The sequence below is a fragment of the Streptomyces hawaiiensis genome (genome assembly GCF_004803895.1).
GTDB classification, from domain to species: domain Bacteria; phylum Actinomycetota; class Actinomycetes; order Streptomycetales; family Streptomycetaceae; genus Streptomyces; species Streptomyces hawaiiensis.
In genome coordinates this window covers 4,456,416-4,479,459 of record NZ_CP021978.1, presented here as the reverse complement: position 1 = coordinate 4,479,459, position 23,044 = coordinate 4,456,416, and the positions used below count along the sequence as shown (strand labels likewise).

20 protein-coding genes are annotated in these 23,044 nt (G+C 72.5%); 6 read left to right on the top strand and 14 right to left on the bottom strand.

Annotated elements, in window-relative coordinates; genetic code table 11:
• Position 1: 1 nt before the first annotated feature.
• Both pdhA (CEB94_RS20625) and CEB94_RS20620 read right to left on the bottom strand, forming a co-directional pair.
• Positions 2-1,192 carry a pyruvate dehydrogenase (acetyl-transferring) E1 component subunit alpha gene (pdhA, locus tag CEB94_RS20625; RefSeq protein WP_175433625.1) on the bottom strand — a complete coding sequence of 397 codons (1,191 nt, stop codon included), beginning with the start codon at positions 1,190-1,192 and terminating at the stop codon, positions 2-4.
• A 392-nt stretch (positions 1,193-1,584) separates the two neighbouring features.
• On the bottom strand, positions 1,585-3,180 hold the full coding sequence (locus CEB94_RS20620; RefSeq protein ID WP_175433624.1) for a protein kinase domain-containing protein: 1,596 nt from the start codon (positions 3,178-3,180) through the stop codon (positions 1,585-1,587).
• A 346-nt stretch (positions 3,181-3,526) separates the two neighbouring features.
• Here CEB94_RS20620 and CEB94_RS20615 point away from each other — a divergent pair, with 346 nt between their 5' ends.
• Complete coding sequence (locus CEB94_RS20615; protein ID WP_175433623.1) at positions 3,527-5,176, top strand: protein kinase domain-containing protein; 1,650 nt, start codon at positions 3,527-3,529, stop codon at positions 5,174-5,176.
• An 89-nt stretch (positions 5,177-5,265) separates the two neighbouring features.
• On the opposite strand, the gene CEB94_RS20610 is transcribed toward CEB94_RS20615, so the two are convergent.
• Both CEB94_RS20610 and CEB94_RS20605 read right to left on the bottom strand, forming a co-directional pair.
• On the bottom strand, positions 5,266-5,805 hold the full coding sequence (locus CEB94_RS20610; protein ID WP_175433622.1) for a bacterial proteasome activator family protein: 540 nt from the start codon (positions 5,803-5,805) through the stop codon (positions 5,266-5,268).
• Positions 5,806-5,890: 85 nt separating this feature from the next.
• The gene (locus CEB94_RS20605; protein WP_175433621.1) at positions 5,891-6,460 is read right to left on the bottom strand and encodes a PadR family transcriptional regulator; all 570 of its coding nucleotides are present in this window, start codon (positions 6,458-6,460) and stop codon (positions 5,891-5,893) included.
• 544 nt (positions 6,461-7,004) lie between these two features.
• Here CEB94_RS20605 and CEB94_RS40985 point away from each other — a divergent pair.
• A complete protein-coding gene (locus tag CEB94_RS40985; RefSeq protein WP_246111860.1) occupies positions 7,005-7,253 on the top strand; it encodes a hypothetical protein in 249 nt (82 codons plus the stop codon).
• Positions 7,254-7,583: 330 nt separating this feature from the next.
• On the opposite strand, the gene CEB94_RS20595 is transcribed toward CEB94_RS40985, so the two are convergent.
• Positions 7,584-8,573 (bottom strand): NAD(P)H-quinone oxidoreductase, encoded by a 990-nt coding sequence (locus CEB94_RS20595; RefSeq protein WP_175433619.1) that lies wholly within the window; start codon positions 8,571-8,573, stop codon positions 7,584-7,586.
• 281 nt (positions 8,574-8,854) lie between these two features.
• Between CEB94_RS20595 and CEB94_RS20590 the strand changes: the two genes are divergently transcribed.
• Positions 8,855-9,874 (top strand): ATP-binding cassette domain-containing protein, encoded by a 1,020-nt coding sequence (locus tag CEB94_RS20590; protein WP_175433618.1) that lies wholly within the window; start codon positions 8,855-8,857, stop codon positions 9,872-9,874.
• Positions 9,871-10,719, top strand: coding sequence for an ABC transporter permease (locus CEB94_RS20585; protein ID WP_175433617.1), 849 nt, complete (start codon positions 9,871-9,873; stop codon positions 10,717-10,719). Before CEB94_RS20590 ends, CEB94_RS20585 begins: the two co-directional genes overlap by 4 nt.
• Positions 10,720-10,794: 75 nt before the next feature.
• Here CEB94_RS20585 and CEB94_RS20580 read toward each other — a convergent pair whose 3' ends face one another.
• From CEB94_RS20580 to pdhA (CEB94_RS20555), 6 genes are all read right to left on the bottom strand, one after another.
• Positions 10,795-11,904 carry a potassium channel family protein gene (locus CEB94_RS20580; RefSeq protein WP_175433616.1) on the bottom strand — a complete coding sequence of 370 codons (1,110 nt, stop codon included), beginning with the start codon at positions 11,902-11,904 and terminating at the stop codon, positions 10,795-10,797.
• Positions 11,901-13,289, bottom strand: a complete 1,389-nt coding sequence (locus CEB94_RS20575) for a molybdopterin molybdotransferase MoeA (RefSeq protein ID WP_175433615.1) — start codon at positions 13,287-13,289, stop codon at positions 11,901-11,903. The genes CEB94_RS20580 and CEB94_RS20575 overlap by 4 nt, the downstream gene beginning before the upstream one ends.
• Positions 13,286-14,380 carry an NTP transferase domain-containing protein gene (locus CEB94_RS20570; RefSeq protein WP_425472467.1) on the bottom strand — a complete coding sequence of 365 codons (1,095 nt, stop codon included), beginning with the start codon at positions 14,378-14,380 and terminating at the stop codon, positions 13,286-13,288. The genes CEB94_RS20575 and CEB94_RS20570 overlap by 4 nt, the downstream gene beginning before the upstream one ends.
• Positions 14,381-14,525: 145 nt before the next feature.
• The gene (locus CEB94_RS20565; protein ID WP_175433614.1) at positions 14,526-16,007 is read right to left on the bottom strand and encodes a dihydrolipoamide acetyltransferase family protein; all 1,482 of its coding nucleotides are present in this window, start codon (positions 16,005-16,007) and stop codon (positions 14,526-14,528) included.
• A complete protein-coding gene (locus CEB94_RS20560; protein ID WP_175433613.1) occupies positions 16,007-17,011 on the bottom strand; it encodes an alpha-ketoacid dehydrogenase subunit beta in 1,005 nt (334 codons plus the stop codon). The genes CEB94_RS20565 and CEB94_RS20560 overlap by 1 nt, the downstream gene beginning before the upstream one ends.
• Entirely contained in the window at positions 17,008-18,159 is a 1,152-nt protein-coding gene (gene pdhA, locus CEB94_RS20555) for a pyruvate dehydrogenase (acetyl-transferring) E1 component subunit alpha (protein WP_175433612.1), read from the bottom strand. The genes CEB94_RS20560 and pdhA (CEB94_RS20555) overlap by 4 nt, the downstream gene beginning before the upstream one ends.
• A 152-nt stretch (positions 18,160-18,311) precedes the next feature.
• On the opposite strand from pdhA (CEB94_RS20555), the gene CEB94_RS20550 reads away from it, so the two are divergent.
• Positions 18,312-18,833, top strand: coding sequence for an Lrp/AsnC family transcriptional regulator (locus CEB94_RS20550; protein ID WP_425472466.1), 522 nt, complete (start codon positions 18,312-18,314; stop codon positions 18,831-18,833).
• Between the two features lie 18 nt (positions 18,834-18,851).
• On the opposite strand, the gene CEB94_RS20545 is transcribed toward CEB94_RS20550, so the two are convergent.
• From CEB94_RS20545 to CEB94_RS20535, 3 genes are read right to left on the bottom strand one after another with little or no spacing between them, the layout of a single operon-like run.
• Positions 18,852-19,013 carry a hypothetical protein gene (locus CEB94_RS20545; protein WP_175433611.1) on the bottom strand — a complete coding sequence of 54 codons (162 nt, stop codon included), beginning with the start codon at positions 19,011-19,013 and terminating at the stop codon, positions 18,852-18,854.
• Between the two features lie 46 nt (positions 19,014-19,059).
• Entirely contained in the window at positions 19,060-19,650 is a 591-nt protein-coding gene (locus CEB94_RS20540; protein WP_175433610.1) for a TetR/AcrR family transcriptional regulator, read from the bottom strand.
• Positions 19,647-21,170 carry a 3-hydroxyacyl-CoA dehydrogenase gene (locus CEB94_RS20535; protein ID WP_175433609.1) on the bottom strand — a complete coding sequence of 508 codons (1,524 nt, stop codon included), beginning with the start codon at positions 21,168-21,170 and terminating at the stop codon, positions 19,647-19,649. Before CEB94_RS20535 ends, CEB94_RS20540 begins: the two co-directional genes overlap by 4 nt.
• A 160-nt stretch (positions 21,171-21,330) precedes the next feature.
• On the opposite strand from CEB94_RS20535, the gene paaN reads away from it, so the two are divergent.
• Positions 21,331-23,022, top strand: a complete 1,692-nt coding sequence (paaN, locus tag CEB94_RS20530) for a phenylacetic acid degradation protein PaaN (protein WP_175433608.1) — start codon at positions 21,331-21,333, stop codon at positions 23,020-23,022.
• Positions 23,023-23,044 lie beyond the last annotated feature (22 nt).

Sequence of the window (23,044 nt, the reverse complement as noted above, 5' to 3'; positions counted from 1 at the left end):
CTCAGTTACCCCCCTCATCGGCGAACGACGCCTGGTAGGCGGCGAACTGGGCGCGCTCCTCGTCGACGAGGGCGTGTCCGTCCGCGTAGGCGTTCTCGAAGATCGCGAAGTGGTCCGGGTCCGGCATGGCACGGACCGCCTCGCGCACTCGTTTGCCCAACGCCTCGGACTCGGCCTCCAGTTCCTCAAAGAATCCCTCGTCCGCGTGGTTTGAGGCCTCCAGGTACCGGCGAAGGCGCAGGATCGGGTCCTTGGCCTCCCAGGCCTGGCGCTCCTCGTCGCCCCGGTAGCGGGTCGGGTCGTCGGAGGTGGTGTGGGCGCCCATGCGGTAGGTGAACGCCTCGACGAGGGTCGGGCCCTCGCCGGCGCGGGCCCGCTCCAGGGCCCAGCGGGTCACCGCGAGGACACCGAGCACGTCGTTGCCGTCGACCCGGACGCCCGGGAAGCCGAAGCCCTGGGCGCGCTGGTAGATCGGCACGCGGGACTGCTTCTCGGTGGGCTCGGAGATGGCCCACTGGTTGTTCTGGCAGAAGAACACGACAGGGGCGTTGTAGACCGCGGAGAAGGTGAACGATTCGGCCACGTCGCCCTGGCTGGAGGCACCGTCGCCGAAGTAGGCGATCACCGCGCTGTCCGCGCCGTCCTTGGCGACGCCCATCGCGTAACCGGTGGCGTGCAGCGTCTGGGAGCCGATGACGATCGTGTACAGCTGGAAGTTGTTGCTGTTGGGGTCCCAGCCGCCGTTGTTCACGCCGCGGAACATCCCGAGCAGGTTGGCCGGGTCGACGCCGCGGCACCAGGCCACGCCGTGCTCGCGGTAGGTCGGGAAGACGTAGTCGTCCTCCCGGGTGGCCCGGCCGGACCCGATCTGGGCGGCCTCCTGGCCGAGCAGCGACGCCCACAGGCCCAGCTCGCCCTGGCGCTGCAGGGAGGTGGCCTCGGCGTCGAAGCGGCGGGTGAGCACCATGTCGCGGTAGAGGCCGCGGAGCTCGTCCGGGGTGATGCCGGCGACGTACTTGTCGTACTCGGCGTTCTTGACGCGCTTGCCCTCGGGCGTCAGCAGCTGCACGAGCTGGGGCTCGGCGCCGGCGTCCTTCTTGGCGGTCGTGCGGGTGCGCTTGGTGCCGGTGGTGCCGGCCTTGCTTCCGGCGCTGCGTCGCGGTGTGCGCGCGGCAGTGCTCTCCACGGTCACGTGTGCTCCTCCGTCGGTCCGACCCCCGGGGTTGCCGGTAGGCCAGTGCGGCTCACCTGAACTCGACCACGGGGGCACGGGGTGGGTGCCACTCGGCCGGGAACAGGCGTGACAGGTGCCCCGGCGAGCGCCCTGCAGAAAGCACGTTACCCAGTGCGCCACATTTCTGTGAAACCCCCTCTGACCTGCGATTTTGCTTGGATATCCAAGTAAATCGGGAAGGCGGTGAAGGGTCCCAGGTCACAGCCTTGCAGGAGGCCGGAGCAACCGCACGTTAACCCGGTGACCCAGGTCACGGGAAGAGTCCTCTTGTCGGCGCGCCAAAACGGCACGCGCGCGTGGGCCCCGTTTCCGGGCCCCACGCGCGCGTGGATCATGCGTTTCTTTACCTGTCAGTTGCCGCCTTCGCCGCCGCCCGCGCCGCCCACGACGCCGGCCGTGGTGCCGCCGTCGGCACCGCCCGTGTCGTCCGGCGGTGTCTGCGGGTCCGAGGGCTCCGGGTCCGTGGGCTCGTCGGTCGGCTGCTCCGTCGTCGGCTGGTCGCTCGGTTCACCGGTGGGCGACTCGGGAGCGCTCTGCGACGGCGTGTAGGAGGGCGAGTACGACGGCGTGAAGTTGCCGTTGCCCGAGCCGGTACCGGTGCTGTCGTCCGTGCTCGTGTCGGTCGGCTCGTCGGTCACGTCGTCGCTCGGCGTCTCGCTGGGCGTCTTCTTCTCGGTCGTCTGCGAGGTGGTCGGCTTCTGCTCCTTGCTCGGGCTGTCCTCGCCGTTGCCTGTGGTTTTCAGCGCCAGCGCGACGCCCACCGCGACGGCGATCACCGCGAGCACGGCGAGGATCCACAGCTTGCCGCGGCCGCTGCCCTTGTTGCCGTGGCCCTCGAAGCCGCCGTCGTCCCCGCCGCCGTAGCCGCCCGGCAGGATCGGCGAGGGGATCTGCGCGGTGCCGGAGGGGTCCCCGGGGTGGCCCATCACGGCCGTGCCGGCGAAGCCGCCCGACGGGGTGTGCCGGCCCTCGTGCATGTCGACCGGGCCGGTGTTCCAGGTGCCGGTGTGGCCGCCCTGGTCGTAGAGCATCTGGAGCGCGTACTGGACCAGCCCGCGCATCTCCTCGGCCGTCTGGAAACGGTCGTCGGGCTCCTTGGCGAGGGAGCGCATGACCATGCCGTCCAGCTCCGGCGGGCAGGCGTCGGAGGCCTCGGACGGCGGCGTCGGGATGTCCTGGACGTGCTGGTAGACCACCGACAGCGGGGTCTCGCCGGTGAACGGCGGGCGCAGCGCGAGGAGCTCGTAGAGCAGGCAGCCCGTCGCGTACAGGTCGGAGCGGTGGTCGACGGCCTTGCCGAGCGCCTGCTCGGGGGAGAGGTACTGCGGGGTGCCCATGACCATGCCGGTCTGCGTCATCGTCGTGGACGCGCCGTGCAGGGCGCGGGCGATGCCGAAGTCCATCACCTTCACGGCGCCGTTGTGCGTGATGATGACGTTGGCGGGCTTGATGTCGCGGTGCACGATGCCGTGCTGGTGCGAGTAGGCGAGCGCCTCCAGGACGCCCGAGACGATGATCAGCGCCTGCTCGGGGCCGGGTGCCTCCGCGTTCAGCAGCAGATCGCGGATGGTGCGGCCCTCGACGATCTCCATGACGATGTACGGCACGGACTGGCCGCCGACGAAGTCCTCGCCGGAGTCGTAGACGGCTACGATCGCATGGTGGTTGAGGCCGGCCACGGACTGGGCCTCGCGCGTGAAACGCGCCTTGGACACCGGGTCCTCGGCGAGGTCGGAGCGGAGCAGCTTGACAGCGACGGTGCGTCCGAGGCGGACGTCCTCGGCTGCGAACACCTCGGCCATGCCGCCCCGGCCGAGTCTGCGGGTCAGCCGGTACCGGCCGTCCCCGACCAGCCCGCCGTTCCCCCAGGACTCCGGCGCGTCCGACATGCCGCCGCCAGTCGCCTCGGGGTCGGACGGGCCCTGAGCGCGCTGCTGCTGTGCCATCAGTCCTCGCCGTCGTTTCTGCCCGCGGTGCGCGCGGTGTTGTTACGGTCTCCGTCGGCCACGCTACAGCCTCCGCGCAAGCCTCCGGCCCGAGAAGGGGTGCCGGGGCCGGCACGAGACGGACCGGTCATGAAACCTTCACTCCGTACTCTCGTGCAAATTCCGTGCCCCGGCCGTGCGCCCCCTGTAACGCTTGCGCGACGCTTCTTTCGCGTACGGTCACGGAACGGGCACCGAGCTTGACGTGTCGGTGCCCTGGGGCAGACTTGGCCGGGAATGGCGGTTGGATCAACGACGGATCAGCGGCAGTCGGCGGCGCCTGCAGGGGCTACGGGGGACGGGGAACATGAGCCAGGACGGCGCACAGGGCCAGTACACGGGGCGGGCGCTCGCCAGTGGCCGCTATCAGCTGCGTGACCTCCTCGGCCAGGGTGGCATGGCCTCGGTGCACCTCGCGTACGACAGCGTGCTCGACCGGCAGGTCGCCATCAAGACACTTCACACGGATCTCGGACGTGAACAAGCCTTCCGCGAGCGGTTCCGCCGCGAGGCCCAGGCCGTGGCCAAGCTCACGCACACCAACATCGTCTCCGTCTTCGACACCGGCGAGGACACCCTCGACGGCATGACGACGCCGTACATCGTCATGGAGTACGTCGAGGGCCACCCGCTCGGCTCGGTCCTCGACGAGGACGTGCGGCAGCAGGGCGCGATGCCCGCCGACAAGGCACTGAAGATCACCGCGGACGTGCTGGCCGCGCTGGAGATCAGCCACGAGATGGGCCTGGTCCACCGTGACATCAAGCCGGGCAACGTGATGATGACCAAGCGCGCCGTGGTCAAGGTCATGGACTTCGGCATCGCCCGCGCCATGCAGTCCGGCGTGACGTCGATGACGCAGACCGGCATGGTCGTCGGAACCCCGCAGTACCTCTCGCCCGAGCAGGCCCTCGGCCGCGGTGTGGACGCCCGCTCCGACCTGTACTCGGTCGGCATCATGCTGTTCCAGCTCGTGACCGGGCGGCTGCCGTTCGAAGCGGACTCGCCGCTGGCCATCGCATACGCGCACGTGCAGGAGGAGCCGCCGGTTCCGTCCTCGATCAACCGCGCGCTGCCCCCGGCCGTGGACGCGCTGATCGCCCGCGCGCTGAAGAAGAACCCGAACGAGCGCTTCCCCAGCGCCGAGGCCATGCGCGACGAGTGCCTGCGCGTGGCGGCCTCCTTCCACGCCGCACCGCCGAGCATCGTCCCGGGCACCCAGGCCCCGAGCGGCGCGGGCGTCGGCTCGGCCGTGTTCCCTCCGGTCGACCAGGCAACGACCCCGGCGCCCTCGGGCCAGGTCCAGACGCCGTACCAGCCGACCCCGCCCCCGAACCCGTACGGCACGCCCGCCCCGGCGGGGCCGTCCCCGGCGTACGGCTATCCGCAGCAGGGCGGCTACCAGACGCCGTCCCCGGCGGCCTACTCCCCGCAGCAGGGCCCGTCGACGCCGCCGCCGTACAACCTGACACCCCAGACCGCGCCGGCCTCCTCCGGCGGCGGCCGGAACAACAAGCCGGTGATCATCGGCTCGGTCATCGTGTCCGTCGTCGCGGTCGGCGGCCTCGTCACGGCGCTGCTGCTGAACGGCGGCAGCGAGGACGACAAGGGCGGCGGCGGCAGCAGCGCGAGTGCGTCGGCCTCGGCGGAGAAGAAGGCCGGCTACCGCGGGCCGGACACCACGAAGACGATCGAAACCGAGGAGTGCACCGAGCCGCGGGAGTCGTACAACGACCCTGACAAGATCCAGATCCCGGACTTCAAGTTCAAGAACATCAAGTCGGTCAAGGCCTGTCTACAGGCGGCCGGCTGGGAACTGAACGAGAAGAAGGTCGACGAGAACACCTACGGCGACGGCACGGTGATGAACCAGTTCCCGTCCGCCGACACGGACGTCGACCCGAAGGACATGCCCGAGATCGAGCTCAGCGTCTCGACGGGCAACCCGCCCTCCTGACCGGTCCTGACGCGGAAGGGCCCGGCAGCTTCGGCTGCCGGGCCCTTCGGTCTGTGTGGACTGTGGTCGTCTGTATGGCCTGTGGCCGTCTACAGGTAAGGGCCGCCGGAGCGGCCTCCCGGGGGCTGCTCGTCGAGGCCGTCCCCGACACCCGGCGGGAGGGCGCGGCGCATCTGCTCCAGCTGGGCGCGGGCCGCCATCTGCTGGGCGAACAGCGTCGTCTGGATCCCGTGGAAGAGCCCCTCCAGCCAGCCGACCAGCTGGGCCTGCGCGATACGCAGCTCCGAGTCGCTGGGGGTCGCCTCGTCCGTGAAGGGCAGCGACAGCCGCTCCAGCTCCTCCACCAGCTCGGGCGCCAAACCGTCCTCCAGCTCCTTCACCGAGCTGGCGTGGATGTCCTTCAACCGGACCCGGCTGGCCTCGTCCAGGGGAGCCGCGCGCACTTCCTCCAGCAGCTGCTTGATCATGCTGCCGATCCGCATGACCTTCGCGGGCTGCTCCACCTGCTCCGTGACCGGGGTCTCGCGGGAGTCCTCGTCTGCGCTGCCGCCACCGAGCGCCATGCCGTCCTGGCCCACGACCAGGATCTGAGGGTTCTCCGGCGACCTTTCGTTCCTCGGCATCTCCATGTCGCCATTCTCTCGCACGCCTGCACCTCACCTCCGTGGTGCCCCCGCAGGAGGCTGATCCACCGTGCTGGAGGAGACGAACCGGTCAGGCTTCGGGTTGCTCCTGCGGGGGCGGTTCCTCCTCGCGGGTGAAACGGAGCAGGCGGGCTTCGCAGTGGTTCAGCCAGCGGACCTCGGCCTCGGCCTGGAAGACGAGCTGCTCCAGGACGAGCAGCCGGGCCATCTCCTCGGGGTGCTCGGGCGCGCGGGCCAGGGCCTCGGCACGCTGCCGCACGTGGTCGTGCAGCGCCCGCGCCACGTGCCGGCGCTGGGCCTCGACGACCTCCCGTACGTCGACGCCGTCCGCGCCGAGAGCCATCACCAGCTTGATCGCCAGCTCGTCGCGCGGCGGGCCGGCCCGTTCCACGGGGCGGTCGTACCAGGCGCGCAGTTCGGCCCGGCCGGCCTCGGTGAGCGCGTACAGCGTCCGTCCGGCCGCGTCGACGTCGTCCTGGGCGACCATTCCGTCCCGTTCCAGCCGACCCAGCGTCGTGTAGACCTGCCCGATGTTCAGCGGCCAGGTCCCGCCGGTGCGGGCCTCGAAGTCGGTGCGCAGGCGGGAGCCGTAGCGGGGGCCCGCCGCCAGGAGCGCCAGCAGCCCGTGACGTATCGACATAACCGGATTGTGCAGCGATTCCGCCCCGTCGGCCGAACCCGGAGTGCCGGGAGTCCGGTGCGATGTGAGGCTGATGGCCTCGATATGACCGAACTTGCCGTTTCTGCCCTACCGGGCGCGGCGGGAGGGGGTCACCCACGTGACTCCATGGCTACGCGCACTGCGGGCGACGGGACTGGTGCTCGCCCTGGGGGCGGGCGCGGTCGTCTCACCCTACGGATCCGTCCCGTCCTACGGGGCTGTCCCCACGTACGAGGAGGAGGCCGAGGCAGCGGCTGCGGAGGAGGCGGGGTCCGGGCCCGTTTCCGCCCCGTCGCCCAGGCCCGCTTCATCGGCCCCACCGGCCCGGTCCGCGCCCTCGCCCCTGGCTGCTCCATCGGCCCGGTCCGCCACGGCGTCCCTGGCGGCGTCGTCGGCCCGGTCCGCGCCCTCGCCCCTGGCGGCCCCGTCTGCCCGGGCGGCTTCGTCGGGCCCGTCGGCTTGGGCGGCTCCTTCCGCCCCCGGCGAGCCCTCGCGGGCCGGGAGCCGGGCGGGAGAGGGCCGGGTGCGGCCGGGGCGGCCGGAGGACGCGGGGGAGAGGCCGGGCGTCGCGGACGCCACGGCCGTCCCCGAGGAGCCGCGGGAGACCGCCCCGGCGCCCTCCGTCCCGGCGGAGCAGCCCCTGCGAGAGGCCGCGACCGCCGAACGCCCCGTCGGCTCGGTCCTGCGCATCCTGCCCCTGGGCAGCGGCCTGGTCCTGATCGGACTGGGACTGGGCCTGGCGTTCGTCGCACTGCGGCTGCGGAGGGTCTAGCCGCGAGCCCGGCGACGGGGTCATGCCGCCGCCGGGCCCGTCAACTCCCTGCCGCTGCCAGGCCGCGGGGATCAGGTGCCTGCGCCCGGCGACGCAGCGATGCCACTGCCGCGGACCGGTGCCGGGCCCGCCGAACCCCTGCCACGGACCCGGACGCAGGGCCGGGTGCCTGCGCCCGGCGACGCAGCCATGCCACTGCCGCGGACCGGTGCCGGGCCCGCCGAACCCCTGCCACGGACCCGGACGCAGGGCCAGGTGCCTGCGCCCGGCGACGCAGCCATGCCACTGCCGCGGACCAGTGCCGGGCCCGCCGAACCCCTGCCACGGGGGTCAGGTGCCCTGCGGGGCGATCAGCAGGACCTTGCCGACGTGGCCGCTCTCCTCCACCACCCGGTGCGCGGCGGCAGCGTCCGGCATCGGGAGTTCGCGGTCGACGACCGGACGCAGGTGGTCGCCGGTGAACAGGGGCCAGACGTGTTCGCGTACGGCCGCGACGATGGCGGCCTTCTCCTCCAGCGGCCGGGCGCGCAGGGACGTCGCGCTGATGGCGGCGCGCTTGGCCAGCAGGGCGCCGATGTTCAGCTCGCCCCTGACGCCGCCCTGCATGCCGATGATCGCGAGCCGGCCGTTGACGGCGAGGGCCTTGACGTTGCGCTCCAGGTACTTGGCGCCCATGTTGTCGAGGATGACATCGGCACCGGCACCGTCCGTCGCCTTCCTGACCTCCTCGACGAAGTCCTGCTCGCGGTAGTTGACCAGGATGTCGGCGCCCAGCTCGGCGCACCGCTGAAGCTTCTCCTTCGTACCGGCCGTCACGGCCACCCGCGCACCGACGGCCTTGGCCAGCTGGATGGCCATCGTGCCGATGCCGCTGGACCCGCCGTGCACGAGCAGCGTCTCGCCCGGGCGCAGGTGGGCGACCATGAAGACGTTCGACCAGACGGTGCAGACCACCTCGGGCAGCGCCGCGGCCTGCGTCAGGCCGACCCCCGCGGGCACGGGCAGCAGCTGCCCGGCCGGGACGGCCACCTTCTCGGCGTAACCGCCGCCGGAGAGCAGCGCGCACACCTCGTCGCCGATGTTCCAGCCGGAGACGCCGGGGCCGATCCCGGCGACCCGCCCGGAGCACTCCAGGCCGGGGTAGGGGGACGCGCCGGGCGGCGGTTCGTAGAAGCCCTGCCGCTGCAGGATGTCGGCCCGGTTGACGGCACCGGCCGCCACCTCGACCAGGACCTCGCCCTCGCCGGGCACGGGGTCCGGGACCTCGTCCCAGACCAGCGCCTCGGGCCCACCAGGTTCGGGAATCGTGATCGCATGCATGCAAGGGACCGTACCCGCCGGTACCCGGTCCGAGTCCGCCTCCGTCCCGGTCCGAGTCCGCCTCCGTCCCCGGACTGAGTCCGCCTCCGTCCCCGGACTGAGTCCGCCTCCGTCCCCGGACCGGGTCCGCTCCGTCCCCGGACCGGGTCCGCTCCGCCCCCGGGCCTCCGCGTCTACGCCCTTGGTCCGGTCCCGGCGAAAAACCGTGTGCGGGACCGATGAGTTTGCGCGACGGTAAAGGTCTCCCCATGCGTAGCCCAAGCACGCGGAAGGACCCCAGCATGAGCACGCAGACGTCCGGCCTGGCAATCGAGACCGCGGGCCTGGTGAAGAAGTTCGGCGAGACGAGGGCCGTCGACGGAGTCGACCTGTCCGTGCCCGCGGGCACGGTCTACGGCGTCCTCGGCCCGAACGGCGCCGGCAAGACCACCACCGTGAAGATGCTCGCCACACTCCTGCGGCCGGACGGCGGCGAGGCGCATGTCTTCGGCCACGACATCGTCCGCGAAGCGGACGAGGTGCGCGGCCGGGTGAGCCTCACCGGCCAGTACGCGTCGGTGGACGAGGACCTCACCGGCACCGAGAACCTGGTTCTGCTGGGCCGGCTCCTCGGGCACCACAAGAAGGCGGCCCGCGAGCGCGCCGGCCAACTCCTGGAGGCCTTCGGGCTCACGGAGGCGGCCGCGAAGCAGGTCAAGCACTACTCGGGCGGCATGCGGCGCCGCATCGACATCGCCGCGTCCATCCTCAACACCCCCGACCTGCTGTTCCTCGACGAGCCGACGACCGGCCTGGACCCACGCAGCCGCAACCAGGTGTGGGACATCGTGCGGGCCGTGGTCGCACAGGGCACCACCGTGCTGCTGACCACGCAGTATCTGGACGAGGCCGACCAGCTGGCGTCCCGGATCGCCGTCATCGACCGCGGCAAGGTGATCGCCGAGGGCACCAAGGGCGAGCTGAAGTCGTCCGTCGGCGCCGGGTCCGTCCATCTGCGCCTACGAGATCCCGACCAGCGCGCTCTCGCGGCCGACCTGCTGCGCCGCACCCTCGACGCGCGGGTGCAGCCGGAGCCCGACCCGGTGGCCCTCACCGCCCGCCTCGGTACGGCGGCCGGCGACGACTCCGCGGCCGAGCAGGCCTCCCGCGCCCTGGGTGAGCTCGCCCGCGCCGGAATCACCGTCGACAACTTCTCGCTGGGCCAGCCCAGCCTCGACGAGGTGTTCCTCGCCCTCACCGGGCACGACACGCACGACTCCTCCGACCGCTCCGACAACCCGAAGGACGAGGTGGCGGCATGAGCACCGCGACGACCACCGAGAGCAAGGACCTCGCCCCGGTCAGCACCGAGTCTCTCGCCGCGCTGCTCGTCTCCAAGGAGCGGCCGCCGCGGCCGAGCGCCTGGTCGGCCTCGATGACCTTCGGCTGGCGGGCGATCCTCAAGATCAAGCACGTGCCGGAGCAGCTCTTCGACGTCACGGCGTTCCCGATCATGATGGTGCTGATGTATACGTACCTGTTCGGCGGGGCGCTGGCCGGCTCGCCGAAGGAGTACATCCAGTTCCTGCTGCCGGGCATCCTCGTGATGTCGGTCGTGATGATCACGATGTACACGGGTGTCTCTGTGAACACCGACATCGAGAAGGGCGTGTTCGACCGGTTCCGCAGCCTGCCGATCTGGCGGCCGTCGACGATGGTCGGCTATCTGCTCGGTGACGCCCTGCGGTACACGATCGCGTCGATCGTGATGCTCACCGTCGGCATGATCCTCGGCTACCGGCCGGACGGCGGGGTCGCCGGTGTGCTCGCCGGGATCGCCCTGCTGGTGGCCTTCTCGTTCGCCTTCTCGTGGATCTGGACGATGTTCGGGCTGATGCTGCGCACCGAGAAGTCGGTGATGGGCGTCAGCATGATGGTGATCTTCCCGCTCACGTTCCTGTCCAACGTGTTCGTGGACCCGAAGACCATGCCGGGCTGGCTGCAGGCGTTCGTGAACAACAGCCCCATCACGCATCTGGCGTCGGCGGTGCGCGGCCTGATGGGCGGCGACTGGCCGGCCGGTGAGGTCGCCTGGTCGCTGGGCTGGGCGGCGCTGTTCGTGCTGGTCTTCGGGCCGGTCACGATGCGGCTGTACAACCGGAAGTAGCCCTCGGAGCCTGGGCTCTCGGCCGGCCGTCGCGCACCGGAAGGGTGCGGGGCGGCCGGCCGTTCGCTCCGCGCGTCAGTTGTTGCGGGGCATCGGTGGCATCGGGCGGATGTCCGGCGCGACCTGGGTGCCCGGGGTCTTCCGCACGATCGTGATGAGCCGGTCGGTCAGCTCCAGCCTCCCGACGGCCGGATCGTCGTAGCCGAGGACCCGATGACCGCGTATGACGCTCACCACCAGGTCGGCGACCTCCCGCGGCGACTTGCCCACCTCGGCCTTGACGACCGGCCGTTCGACGATGTCGAGGCCGCTGCCCTGCTGGATGAGGTCCTCCATCACCATGCCGGCGGAGGGGCTGAGCACGGACAGGCCGAGCAGCCGGCCGGCGGCACTGGCGCTGGTGACGACCGCGTCGGCGCCCGACTGCTTGAGCAGTGGCGCGTTCTCCTCTTCCCGCACCGTGGCCACGATCTTGGCCCCGCGGTTGAGCTGGCGGGCCGTCAGCGCCACCAGGACCGCGGTGTCGTCGCGCTGGGTCGCGATGATGATCTGGCGTGCCTTGTGCACCTCGGCCCGCTTCAGCACCTCGCTGCGGGTGGCGTCCCCGACGATGCCCGCGTAGCCCTCGGCGGTCGCCGCGTCCACCACCTTGGAGCTGGGGTCGACCACGACGACCTGCTCCTTCTTCAGGCCCGTCGCACAGACGGTCCGGATCGCCGACCTGCCCTTCGTGCCAAAGCCGATGACGACGGTGTGATCGCGCAACGTGGACCTCCAGCGGGTCAGTCGCCACTCCTCCCGGGTGCGTTCGGTGAGGGCTTCGAGGGTGGTACCGACCAGGATGATCAGGAACAGCACGCGCAGGGGCGTGACGACGAGAATGTTCGTGAGCCGGGCGGCTTCGCCGGCCGGGGTGATGTCACCGTAGCCGGTGGTGGAGAGGGTGACGGTCGCGTAGTAGAACGCGTCGAGGAGGCTGAGGCCGCCGCCCGCGTTGTCGTTGTAGCCGTCGCGGTCGGCGTAGACGATCAGCGCGGTCGCGACGAGAACCAACAGCGCCATGGAGAGCCGCTTGGCGACCTGGCGGATCGGGTGCTCCACCACTTTCCTCGGGAGTTTCACCCGATGGGTCACCAGATGCTCGTCGGCCTGGCGGGCGATCGCGTCCTGGCCCGGAAGTTTCACGTGAAACACACCCCGATTCCTCCGGACGCCCAGGGCAGGTCGAGCAGTTCCGTGTCCTGCCCCGGACGGGCGCCGCCCGGCGGTACGACGGCCAGCGCGTCGGCCGCCGCGATGCCGCGCAGCATGGCGGGGCCGTTGTAATGCAGCGGCACGGCCTCGTCGCCGCGCAGGACGACGGGGACGAGCCGGGTGTCGTGCGGGTGCCCGTGCACGGCGTCGCGGAGCGGCATCGTGTACGGCTCCGGGGCCGGGCGGGCCGCGAGGATCCGCAGCAGCGGCTCGGCGAGCGTCAGCAGGCCGGAGACGGCGGCGAGCGGGTTGCCCGGGAGACCGACGAGGTGCTGGGTCTCCGTGATGCGGGCCAGCAGCATGGGGTGGCCCGGGCGCACCTTGACGCCGTCCACGAGGAGTTCGGCGCCGATCCGGCTCAGGGTGGGGTGGACGTGGTCGACGGGACCCGCCGCGGTGCCGCCGGTGGTGAGGATGACGTCGGCGTCGGAGGTGGTGATGGCCTCGTGCAGGGCCTCGGCGTCGTCGCGGACGCGCCGGACGGCGGTGACCTCGGCGCCGAGCGCCCGCAGCCACGGCGGCAGCATGGGGCCGAGCGCGTCCCGGATCAGGCCGTCGTGCGGCAGGCCCTGGGTGAGCAACTCGTCTCCGAGTACGAGGACTTCGGCGCGGGCCCGGGGCACGGCGGTGACGGTGTCGTATCCGGCCGCCGCCGCGAGCCCGAGGACGGCCGGGGTGACGAGGGTGCCGACGGCCAGGAGCTGGTCGCCGGTGCGGCACTCCTGGCCGCGCGGGCGGATGTCCTGGCCGGGGACTACGTCCCTGGTCGCGTACAGGCGACCCTTGTCGTCGGTGCGGCCGTGCTCGCTGCGCAGGACGGCGGAGGTGTCCGGGGGGATGCGGGCGCCGGTGGCGATCCGGACCGCCTCGCCGTCGGTGAGGGGCGCGGGCGCGGCGTGCCCGGCGAGGACGCCCTCGTCCCGTACGTGCCAGGGAGCGGGGCCGCAGACCGCCCAGCCGTCCATCGCCGAGGTGTCGAAGGAGGGGAGGTCGGTGAGGGCGTCGAGCGGGGCGGCGAGGGTCAGGCCGAGGGCGGTGTCGAGGGGCGCGGAGACGGGGTCCCGGCGGGCGGCCCGGGTGGCGTTGCGGCCGGCGCGTTCGGCGAGGGCCCGGGCCTCGGGCCAGGGGGTGGCGCGGTGGCGGGTGCCGGGCCGGGCGGCGGGGTCGGGCTGGTGGGGGGTGCGGGCGCTGTCCGTCTCCCCTCGCGCTGCGGGGTCGGGCAGGTGGTTGCCGTTGCTGTTCCTCACGAGGGCGAGCACCTCCTCGACGTCGAGGTCCTCGGCGTCCTCACCGGCACGGGCGCCGTGCGGGGTCATCCGGCGTCCGGGCGGGTGTCCGGGGTGGCGTCGGGGGCGACATCGCCCTGAACGCCGGGGGGCTGGGGTCCGGCCTCGGACGGCTGAGGCCCGGGGCCGGTGGGCTGAGGCCCGGTCCCGGACGGCTGGGGCCCGGGACCGGACAGCTGGGGCCCGGTGCCCGACAGCTGGGGCCCGGTTCCGGACTCCTGGGCCTCGGCGGTGCTCTCCTGCGCCCAGCGGGCGGCGAGGGCCACGGCCTTGCGGGCGGCCTCGGCGACCGCCTCGGGGCCTCCGCCGGCCTGCGCGGCCGCGTAGCCGACGAGGAAGGTGGTCAGCGGCGCCGCGGGCCGGGCCACACCGTGGGCGGCGTCGCGGGCGAGGTCGAGCAGGCCGCGGGTGTCGACGTCGAGGTCGATCCCGAGTTCGTCCTTGACGGCGGAAATCCATTCATCCAACACGTGCCCATGCTCCCTGATACGTGCCCTGGCGGTGGCGATGTCGTCCCAGGTGTCGCAGTCGAAGGACGCGACGGGGTCGGAGATGCGGGTGAGGTTCAACTCGGCGGTGAGACGCCGCAGGGGAAGACCGGTGAGGGCGCCGTGCCGGCCGGCGAGGAGCGCGAGTTCCTCGCGCAGGCGCGGCGTGCGGTAGGCGGCCACGAGCGGCTGGTCACGGCCGTCGGGGTCGGTCAGCAGCACACCGTCGCAGCCGCTCGTCCGCAGCGCGTGCAGCAGGCGGCCGACGGTCGGCTCCTGAAGAAACGGCAGGTCGGCGGAGAGCACCACGACGTGCTCGGCCGTGGTGTGACGGAGCCCGGCGTCGAGCGCGGCGAGCGGGCCGCCGCCGGGCGGGTCCTCGCGGGCCCAGGTCACGGGCCGTGCGGTCGGCCGGGGCGCGGCGACGACGACGGTCCTCAGGGCACCGCCGCAGGCGGCGAGCACACGGTCGAGCAGGGCCCGCCCACCCACGCGCACACCGGGTTTGTCCGTGCCGCCCAGGCGCCGGGCGGCACCGCCGGCGAGCACGACGGCGTCGTACCCGGCGGGGTCCGCTCCCTGGGCGGGGCGGGTGCCGGCGCCGGGTTCACCGGGGGGCTCGTAGGCGGTCACCCCCCGAGTATGCGTGCCCCCGCGATCACAAGGAACGCGGGGGAACCGACACGATCACGGGACGCGGATCGCGGGCGGAACAGGAATCATGGCGTCCGCGCGTCGAGCACGGCGTCCGCACGGGAGTCGCTGCGGCCGGACGGGATCAGAGCGTCCGCAACAGCACCGCCGGTTGTTCCACGCAGTCCGCCACGTACCGCAGGAAGCCGCCGGCCACGCCCCCGTCGCACACGCGGTGGTCGAAGGTGAGCGAGAGCTGGACGACCTGCCGCACCGCCAGCTCGCCCTCGTGCACCCACGGCTTGGGGACGATGCGGCCCACGCCGAGCATGGCGGCCTCGGGGTGGTTGATGATCGGGGTGGAGCCGTCGACGCCGAAGACGCCGTAGTTGTTCAGCGTGAAGGTCCCGCCGGTGAGTTCGCCCGGCGTCAGCGCCCCCGTCCGGCCCGCCTCGGTCAGCCGGGCGAACTCGGCGGTCAGCGACTCGGCGTCCCGCGCGTGCGCGTCCCGTACGACCGGGACGACGAGGCCCCGGTCGGTCTGCGCCGCGAAGCCCAGGTGCACATGGCCGAACCGGACGATCTCCCTGGCCTCCGCGTCCACCGTGGAGTTGAGCTCGGGGAAGCGGGCGAGGGCCGCGGTGCAGATCCGGGCCAGCAGGGCCAGGAGGGAGATCTTCGGTCCGCCGGCGGCGTTCATGGCCGTGCGCGCCCGCATCAGCTCCGTGGCGTCGGCGTCCACCCAGCAGGTGGCGTCCGGGATCTCGCGGCGACTGCGCGCCAGCTTGTCGGCGACGGCGCCCCGGATGCCCTTGAGCGGGGTGCGGACCTCGCCGGGGGCCGCGGTGGAGGCCACCGATGGCTGGGGCGCGGATGCCTGCGGCATGCGCGGGTGCGGCTCGGCCGCCGGTGCCGCGGTGGCGCCCTGGCCCGCGGCGCGCAGGGCGTACTCCACGTCCGCCCGCAGGATCAGCCCGTCGGGGCCGGAGCCGGTCAGCTCCCGCAGGTCCAGGCCGTTCTGCCGGGCCAGTCGGCGCACCAGGGGCGAGATCACGGGGACGGGTCCGTCCTCCGTCGCGAGGCCGTCGCCCTGCCCGTTCACCATCGGCGCGGGACCATCGGGCTGCCGGTCCACCGTCGTGGGGCCTCCGGCCTGTGCGTTCACCGGGGCAGGGCCTGCGGCCCGCGCGTTCACCGGGGTCGCGGCGGCGTCGGCCCGCCCGTTCACCGCCCGGGCGGTTCCCGCCTGCCCGGCTGTCGCGGACGCGCCGGACACCGGCCGCTCCTGCCGTACCCGGCGGCGCCGCGCGGGCGCCTCGGAGGTGCCGTATCCGACCAGGACGTTGCCCGAGCCCTCGGAGCCGGCGCCGGTGGCCGGACGCTCCCCGACCGCCACGGTGATCAGCGGGGCCCCGACGGGCAGTTCCGTGCCCTCCTCGCCGAAGCGGGCCGTGACCACACCGCCGTAGGGGCACGGCACCTCGACCATCGCCTTGGCCGTCTCGACCTCGACGACCGGCTGGTCGATGGCGACCACGTCACCGACCTCGACCAGCCAGCGCACGATCTCCGCCTCGGTGAGCCCCTCCCCGAGGTCGGGCAGCTTGAACTCAAGCACCTGTGCCATCAGCTCTCGGCCTCCCACTGCAGACGCCCCACGGCGTCCAGGATCCGGTCCACACCGGGCAGGTGGTGGCGCTCCAGCATCGGCGGCGGGTACGGGACGTCGAACCCGGCCACGCGCAGCACCGGCGCCTCCAGATGGTGGAAGCAGCGCTCCGTGACCCGGGCCGCGATCTCCCCGCCCGGGCCCCCGAAGGAACCCGACTCGTGGACGACGACCGCGCGTCCCGTCCGCCGCACCGAGGCGCACACCGTTTCGTCGTCGAAGGGCACCAGGGAGCGCAGATCGACGACTTCGAGGTCCCAGCCCTCGGCCCGGGCCGCCTCGGCCGCCTCCATGCAGACGGGTACGGACGGCCCGTACGTGATGAGTGTGGCGCTCCGGCCCGGGCGCCGCACCACCGCGCGGCCTATCGGTTCAACGGGCGCCGGCTCCTCGGGGTTCCAGGAGTCCTTCGACCAGTACAGCCGCTTCGGCTCCAGGACGACGACCGGGTCGTCGGAGGCGATGGCGGCGCGCAGCAGCCCGTAGGCGTCGGCGACGGTGGCGGGCGTGACGACATGGAGCCCCGGAGTCGCCATGTAGTACGCCTCGGAGGAGTCGCTGTGGTGCTCGACGCCGCCGATGCCGCCGCCGTAGGGGACGCGGATGGTGATCGGGAGCGGCATCTTCCCGCGGGTGCGGTTGCGCATGCGCGCGACGTGCGAGATGAGCTGCTCGAAGGCCGGGTAGGCGAACGCGTCGAACTGCATCTCCACGACCGGGCGCAGGCCGTACATCGCCATGCCGACGGCCGTGCCGAGGATGCCCGCCTCGGCGAGCGGGGTGTCCGTGCAGCGGTCCTCGCCGAACTCCTTGGCGAGTCCGTCGGTGACGCGGAAGACGCCGCCGAGGGTGCCGACGTCCTCGCCCATGACGTGCACGGCGGGGTCGGCGGCCATGGCGTCGCGCAGCGCGCGGGTCAGGGCCTGCGCCATGGTGGCCGGCTTGACGGCGACGGTGGTCATCGGTGCGTGTCCCCTTCCGGCCCGGTGCAGGCCTCGGCCTCCAGCTCGGCCCGCAGCTGGTCTCGCTGCTCGCGCAGTTGCCCGGTGGGCTCGGCGTAGACGTGGGTGAACAGGTCCATGGGGTCCAGGGCCGGGTCCTGGTTCATGTGCTCGCGCAGGGCCGCGGCCATGGTCTCGGCGTCCTGGCGGGCGGCCTCGATGCCGGCCTCGTCGAGCAGGCCGCGCCCGGTCAGCTCGCGCTCCAGCAGCCGGATCGGGTCGTGCTCCCGCCAGGTCTCGACCTCGGCGTCGCCGCGGTAGCGGGTCGCGTCGTCGGCGTTGGTGTGGGCGTCGACGCGGTAGGTGATCGCCTCGACGAGGGTGGGGCCGCCGCCCGCGCGGGCGTGGCGTACGGCGTCGGAGAGCACCTCGTGGACCGCGGCGGCGTCGTTGCCGTCGACCAGGCGGCCGCGTATGCCGTAGCCGACGGCCTTGTGGGCCAGCGACGGGGCCGCGGTCTGCTTGGCGAGCGGGACGGAGATCGCGAAGCCGTTGTTCTGCACGAAGAAGACGACCGGGGCCTGCCACACGGCGGCGAAGTTCAGCGCCTCGTGGAAGTCGCCCTCGCTGGTGCCGCCGTCGCCGACCATGGCCAGCGCGACCACGTCGTCGCCCTTGAGGCGGGCGGCGTGCGCGAGGCCCACGGCGTGCGGCAGCTGGGTGGCGAGGGGGGTGCACAGGGGCGCGACCCGGTGCTCGTACGGGTCGTAGCCGGTGTGCCAGTCGCCGCGCAGCAGGGTGAGCGCCTCGACGGGGTCCACCCCGCGGGCCACCACGGCGAGGGTGTCGCGGTAGCTCGGGAAGAGCCAGTCACGCTCCTGGAGCACCATCGCGGCGGCGACCTCGCAGGCCTCCTGGCCGGTGGTGGAGGGGTAGACCGCGAGACGGCCCTGCTTGGTGAGGGCGGTGGCCTGCGCGTTGTAGCGGCGGCCCTTCACCAGCTGCGCGTACAGCGTCCGCAGCAGCTCAGGGTCGGCCTTCGCGGCCGCCTCGGTGCCGAGGACGCGGTACGGCTCCGCGTCGGGCAGCAGCGGCGCGGGATCCATGCGCGGCTGCCAGGCGGGCGGCGGGGTCGGCCGGTACGCGCCCCGCTGCTCCATGACCGTCATGACGGCACCTCCTCGTGGGAGTGGCTTGGAGACACGTCGGCTGTGACGCGCCTCACCTACCGATTGTTCGGTCGTCGGCACATTTTGGCTACGGGTGGCCTCAGGCTGTGGACAAACGGTTCTCCACAGCCTGAGATGGACGCAGTACGTCCATGGCAGGGAGGTCGGCGCGGGTGGCATCTGAACAAATGGCCGAACGGCAGGACGACAGCGGCTCGCTGCCGCCGCCGCGCCCCCTGGACGTCATAGATCAGGACATCCTGCGCATGCTGCAGGCGGACGGCCGCGCCTCGATACGGTCGGTCGCCGAGCGGGTCCACGTCTCGCGCGCCAACGCCTACGCCCGTATCAACCGGCTCGTCGAGGACGGCGTCATCCGCGGCTTCGGTGCCCGCGTCAACCACGAGCGGGCAGGCCAGGGCACGTCCGCGTACATCACGCTGAAGATCGTGCAGAACTCCTGGCGCACGGTGCGCGAGGAGCTCAGACAGCTGCCCGGCGCCTCCCACATCGCCCTGGTGGGCGGCGATTTCGACGTGCTGCTGCTGGTGCACGTCTCCGACAACCGGGCGCTGCGCGAGCTGGTGCTGACCCGGCTCCAGGCGATCCCGCAGGTGCTCAGCACGCGCACGCTGCTGGTGTTCGAGGAGGAGGACCTGGAACCGCAGGGGTGAACGGCCGGACCGCGCCCGTCAGCTCGAAGCCATCGCAACGCCGAGCAGCACCGCGAACATCACCGGGAGCAGCGCGCATCCGAGTCCGGTGCCGGCCGCCGCGATCCGCAGTCCGCGCAGGGACCGGCGGTGCGGCAGCACCCAGGCGAGCACGAGCAGGCCGGTCGCCCAGAACAGCACGCCCGAGAACCCGCCCCTGCGCGGGTACTCACACAGAGGGCCGCCGTCAGGCGGCTTTGCGCAGGCCTCCGAACGCCAGCTGCACCACCGCGTCGGCCACCTCGCGCTCGCTCATGCCGCGGCCGTCCGGCCGGTACCACTCGACGATCGAGTTGATCATGCCGAAGACCAGCCTGGTCACCAGCCGGACCTCTATGTCTGCGCGCACGTCCCCGTCCGCGGCGGCCGCCTTGAGCAGGTCGGCGACCCGGTGGTCGAAGTCGCGGCGGCGCTCCAGGGCCCACCGCTCGGCGTGGGTGTTGCCGCGCACGCGCAGCAGGAGGGTCACATAGGGCAGTTCGGTGATGAGCACCTCGACCATGCGCCGGACGACGTACTCCAGGCGGTCGGCAGCGCGTCCCACGCACGCGTGCTCCTCGTCGAGGATCCCGAAGAGGCCGTCCAGGGCCCGGCTCACGGCCCGGCGCAGCAGCTCCTCCTTGCCGGCGACGTGGTGGTAGATCGACGACTTGGAGATGCCGGCCGCCTTGGAGAGGTGCTCCATGGAGGTGCCGTCGTAGCCACGCTCGATGAACACCTGGACGGCGACGGACAGCAGCGTGTCCGGGGTGTAGGTGTCGCGCTTGGCGGTGCTCATGAGGCTGTGCCCTCCCGCGGGTCGGAGGCGTGGGCGTGGCGGTACAGCGCCAGGGACGGCGCGTAGCGGCCCGAGGGGTCGCACCGGTGCATGTCGTCCAGGAGCGTGTAGGCCCAGGTACGGCCGAGTCTGCGGCTCCACTCGAAGGGGCCCAGCGGGTAGTTGACACCGAGCCGCATGGCGGTGTCGATGTCTTCCTCGGTGGCGACGCCCTTGGCGACCGCGTCGTGCGCCAGGTCGATGATCCGCGCGACCGTACGGGCGACGATCATGCCGGGCAGGTCGCCGATGAAGCTGACCTGCTTGCCGAGCGCCTGGAAGAGGCCGGCGGCCTCGGCGAGGGTCTGCGGGGAGGTGTCCTGGGAGGCGGACAGGGCGATCCGGGTGGCCTTGCGGTAGTCCAGGGCGAGGTCGAAGTAGACGAAGTCCCGGAACTCCACGGCGGTCTGCCCGTCGGCGAGGACGAGCCGGCCGCCGCTCGGGAGCAGCAGACAGGCCCCCTGGTCCTCGTCGTCGTCCTCGTCGCGGACCGGGATGCCCGCCTCGCGGATCAGCGCGAGCAGCTCGGCGGCCGGGCCCAGGTCGCCCTCGGCGACGACGTACGCGGGCGGCTGCCGCTTCTCGGCGGTGTCCGGCTCGGGGCGCTCGGCGCCGTCCCGGTGGTCGTACCAGCCCTGGCCGGTCTTGCGTCCGAGGCGGCCGGACTCGACCAGGCGCCGCTGGGCGAGGGACGGCGTGAAGCGCACGTCCTGGAAGAAGGACTGCCAGACCGACTGCGTGACGGACTCGTTGACGTCCTGGCCGATCAGGTCGGTCAGCTCGAACGCGCCCATCTTGAAGCCGCCCGACTCGCGCAGCACGGCGTCGATGGTGGCCGGGTCGGCGCCCTGTGCCTCGTAGACCGCGAAGGCCTCGGCGTAGAAGGGCCGGGCGATGCGGTTGACGATGAAGCCGGGGGTGTCCGCGCAGGCGACCGGCGTCTTGCCCCAGGCGCGGGCGGTCTCGTACGCGCGCGTGGCGGACGAGACGTCGGTGGCGAACCCGGAGACGACCTCGACCAGTGGCAGCAGCGGCGCGGGGTTGAAGAAGTGCAGGCCGACGAAGCGACCGGGGGCGCGCAGGGCGCCGCCGATGGCGGTGACGGACAGCGACGAGGTGTTGGTGGCGAGCAGGCAGTCGCCGTCGACGACGCCCTCCAGCTCGCGGAACAGCTCCTGCTTGACGTCCAGCCGCTCCAGGACCGCCTCGACGACCAGGGCGCAGTCGGCGAGTTCGGCGAGGTCCTCGGCGGGCAGCAGCCGGGCGCGGGCGGCGTCCCGGTCGGGGCCGGTGAGCCGCTCCTTCTCGACGAGCCGGTCCAGCCGGGCACCGATCGCGTCGGCCGCCTCCCGGGCCCGCCCGGGGACGGTGTCGTACAGCCGTACGGGGTGGCCCGCGACGAGCGCGACCTGGGCGATTCCCTGGCCCATCGTGCCGGTGCCGACGACGGCCACGGGGCTGCTGAGGTCGAGTGCTGTCATGTGCGCGATCCTCCCGCACGGGGTTTTCCACAGATGCGGCGGACCCCCTTGAACCGACCGATCGTTCGGTTACTCTAGCTCTGTCCGAGTGTTCCTGCCCAGGTTTCTGCCCAGGTCATGAACTCGACGAGGAGTTCTTGAGACGAGGAGTTGGTCACCCATGACCGCCGCACTCTCGGCGCACGAGCTGATCGCCCGGCACCGGCCCACCCTCGACCAGGCGCTGGAAGCGATCCGCACGCGCGCGTACTGGTCCCCGCACCCCGAGCACCCCAAGGCCTACGGCGAGAACGGCAGCCTGGACGCGGCGACGGGCAAAGCCGCCTTCGACGCCCTGCTCGGCTCCCGCCTCGACCTCGGCCAGCCCGGGACGGACGACTGGGTGGGCGGCGAGACGTCCCCGTACGGCATCGACCTGGGCGTGACGTACCCGCACGCGGACCTCGACGTGCTGCTGCCCGCCATGAAGGCCGGTCAGCGGGCCTGGCGGGACGCGGGCGCGGAGCAGCGCGCGGTGGTCTGCCTGGAGATCCTCAAGCGGATCAGTGACCGGACGCACGAGTTCGCGCACGCGGTCATGCACACCTCCGGCCAGGCCTTCATGATGGCGTTCCAGGCGGGCGGGCCGCACGCGCAGGACCGCGGCCTGGAGGCGGTGGCGTACGCCTATGTGGAGCAGGTGCGCACGCCCGACAACGCCGAGTGGACCAAGCCGCAGGGCAAGCGCGACCCGCTGGCGATGAACAAGCAGTTCACGCCGGTCCCGCGCGGCATCGCCCTGATGATCGGCTGCAACACCTTCCCGACGTGGAACGGCTACCCCGGCCTGTTCGCCTCCCTCGCCACCGGCAACGCGGTCCTGGTCAAGCCCCACCCGCGCGCGGTGCTGCCGCTCGCGCTCACCGTGCGGGTCGCGCGCGAGGTGCTCGCGGAGGCCGGCTTCGACCCGAACCTCGTCGCACTGGCCGCCGAGCGCCCCGGCGAGGGCATCGCCAAGACGCTCGCACTGCGCCCCGAGATCCGGATCATCGACTACACCGGCTCGACCGAGTTCGGCGACTGGCTGGAGGCCAACGCCCGCCAGGCGCAGGTCTACACGGAGAAGGCGGGCGTCAACACCGTCGTCCTCCACTCCACGTCCGACTACAAGGGCATGCTCTCCAACCTGGCGTTCTCGCTGTCCCTGTACAGCGGCCAGATGTGCACCACCCCGCAGAATTTGCTCGTCCCCCGGGAGGGCATCTCCACGGACCAGGGCCCCAAGTCCTACGACGAGGTGGTCGCGGACCTGGCCAAGTCGGTCGACGGGCTGCTCGGTGACGACGCCCGGGCGAACGCGCTGCTCGGGGCGATCGTCAACCCGGATGTGAAGGCCCGCCTGGAGGCCGCTTCGGGGCTGGGCGAGGTCGCCCTGGCCTCCCGGGAGATCACCAACCCGGACTTCCCGGGGGCGGTCGTCCGTACGCCGGTGATCGTGAAGCTGGACGGGGCCAAGCCGGACGACGAGGCCGCGTACATGAGCGAGTGCTTCGGGCCGGTGTCCTTCGCCGTGGCGGTCGACTCGGCCGCGGACGCGGCGGAGCTGCTGCGGCGGACCGTCCGCGAGAAGGGCGCGATGGCCGTCGGGGCGTACACGACCGACCCGGAGGTCGAGCGGGCCGTGCAGGAGGTCTGCCTGGAGGAGGCGGCGCAGCTGTCGCTGAACCTCACGGGCGGGGTGTACGTGAACCAGACGGCCGCGTTCTCCGACTTCCACGGGTCCGGCGGCAACCCGGCGGCCAGTGCGGCGCTGTGCGACGGGGCGTTCGTGGCCAACCGGTTCCGGGTGGTCGAGGTGCGGCGGGATGCCTAGGAGCTCGGGGGTTCTCGTCGTC

What these genes read in the sequence shown, in the direction of transcription:
- CEB94_RS20615 (WP_175433623.1), top strand. Translation starts at nt 3,527, where the DNA reads ATGAGCCAGGACGGCGCACAGGGCCAGTACACGGGGCGGGCGCTCGCC.
- CEB94_RS20575 (WP_175433615.1), bottom strand. Translation starts at nt 13,289, where the DNA reads ATGACCCCGCACGGCGCCCGTGCCGGTGAGGACGCCGAGGACCTCGAC.
- CEB94_RS20605 (WP_175433621.1), bottom strand. Translation starts at nt 6,460, where the DNA reads ATGTCGATACGTCACGGGCTGCTGGCGCTCCTGGCGGCGGGCCCCCGC.
- CEB94_RS20565 (WP_175433614.1), bottom strand. Translation starts at nt 16,007, where the DNA reads ATGGCACAGGTGCTTGAGTTCAAGCTGCCCGACCTCGGGGAGGGGCTC.
- CEB94_RS20560 (WP_175433613.1), bottom strand. Translation starts at nt 17,011, where the DNA reads ATGACCACCGTCGCCGTCAAGCCGGCCACCATGGCGCAGGCCCTGACC.
- pdhA (WP_175433612.1), bottom strand. Translation starts at nt 18,159, where the DNA reads ATGACGGTCATGGAGCAGCGGGGCGCGTACCGGCCGACCCCGCCGCCC.
- CEB94_RS20595 (WP_175433619.1), bottom strand. Translation starts at nt 8,573, where the DNA reads ATGCATGCGATCACGATTCCCGAACCTGGTGGGCCCGAGGCGCTGGTC.
- CEB94_RS20540 (WP_175433610.1), bottom strand. Translation starts at nt 19,650, where the DNA reads ATGAGCACCGCCAAGCGCGACACCTACACCCCGGACACGCTGCTGTCC.
- CEB94_RS20610 (WP_175433622.1), bottom strand. Translation starts at nt 5,805, where the DNA reads ATGGAGATGCCGAGGAACGAAAGGTCGCCGGAGAACCCTCAGATCCTG.
- CEB94_RS20535 (WP_175433609.1), bottom strand. Translation starts at nt 21,170, where the DNA reads ATGACAGCACTCGACCTCAGCAGCCCCGTGGCCGTCGTCGGCACCGGC.
- paaN (WP_175433608.1), top strand. Translation starts at nt 21,331, where the DNA reads ATGACCGCCGCACTCTCGGCGCACGAGCTGATCGCCCGGCACCGGCCC.
- CEB94_RS20590 (WP_175433618.1), top strand. Translation starts at nt 8,855, where the DNA reads ATGAGCACGCAGACGTCCGGCCTGGCAATCGAGACCGCGGGCCTGGTG.
- CEB94_RS20620 (WP_175433624.1), bottom strand. Translation starts at nt 3,180, where the DNA reads ATGGCACAGCAGCAGCGCGCTCAGGGCCCGTCCGACCCCGAGGCGACT.
- CEB94_RS20550 (WP_425472466.1), top strand. Translation starts at nt 18,312, where the DNA reads ATGGCAGGGAGGTCGGCGCGGGTGGCATCTGAACAAATGGCCGAACGG.
- CEB94_RS20585 (WP_175433617.1), top strand. Translation starts at nt 9,871, where the DNA reads ATGAGCACCGCGACGACCACCGAGAGCAAGGACCTCGCCCCGGTCAGC.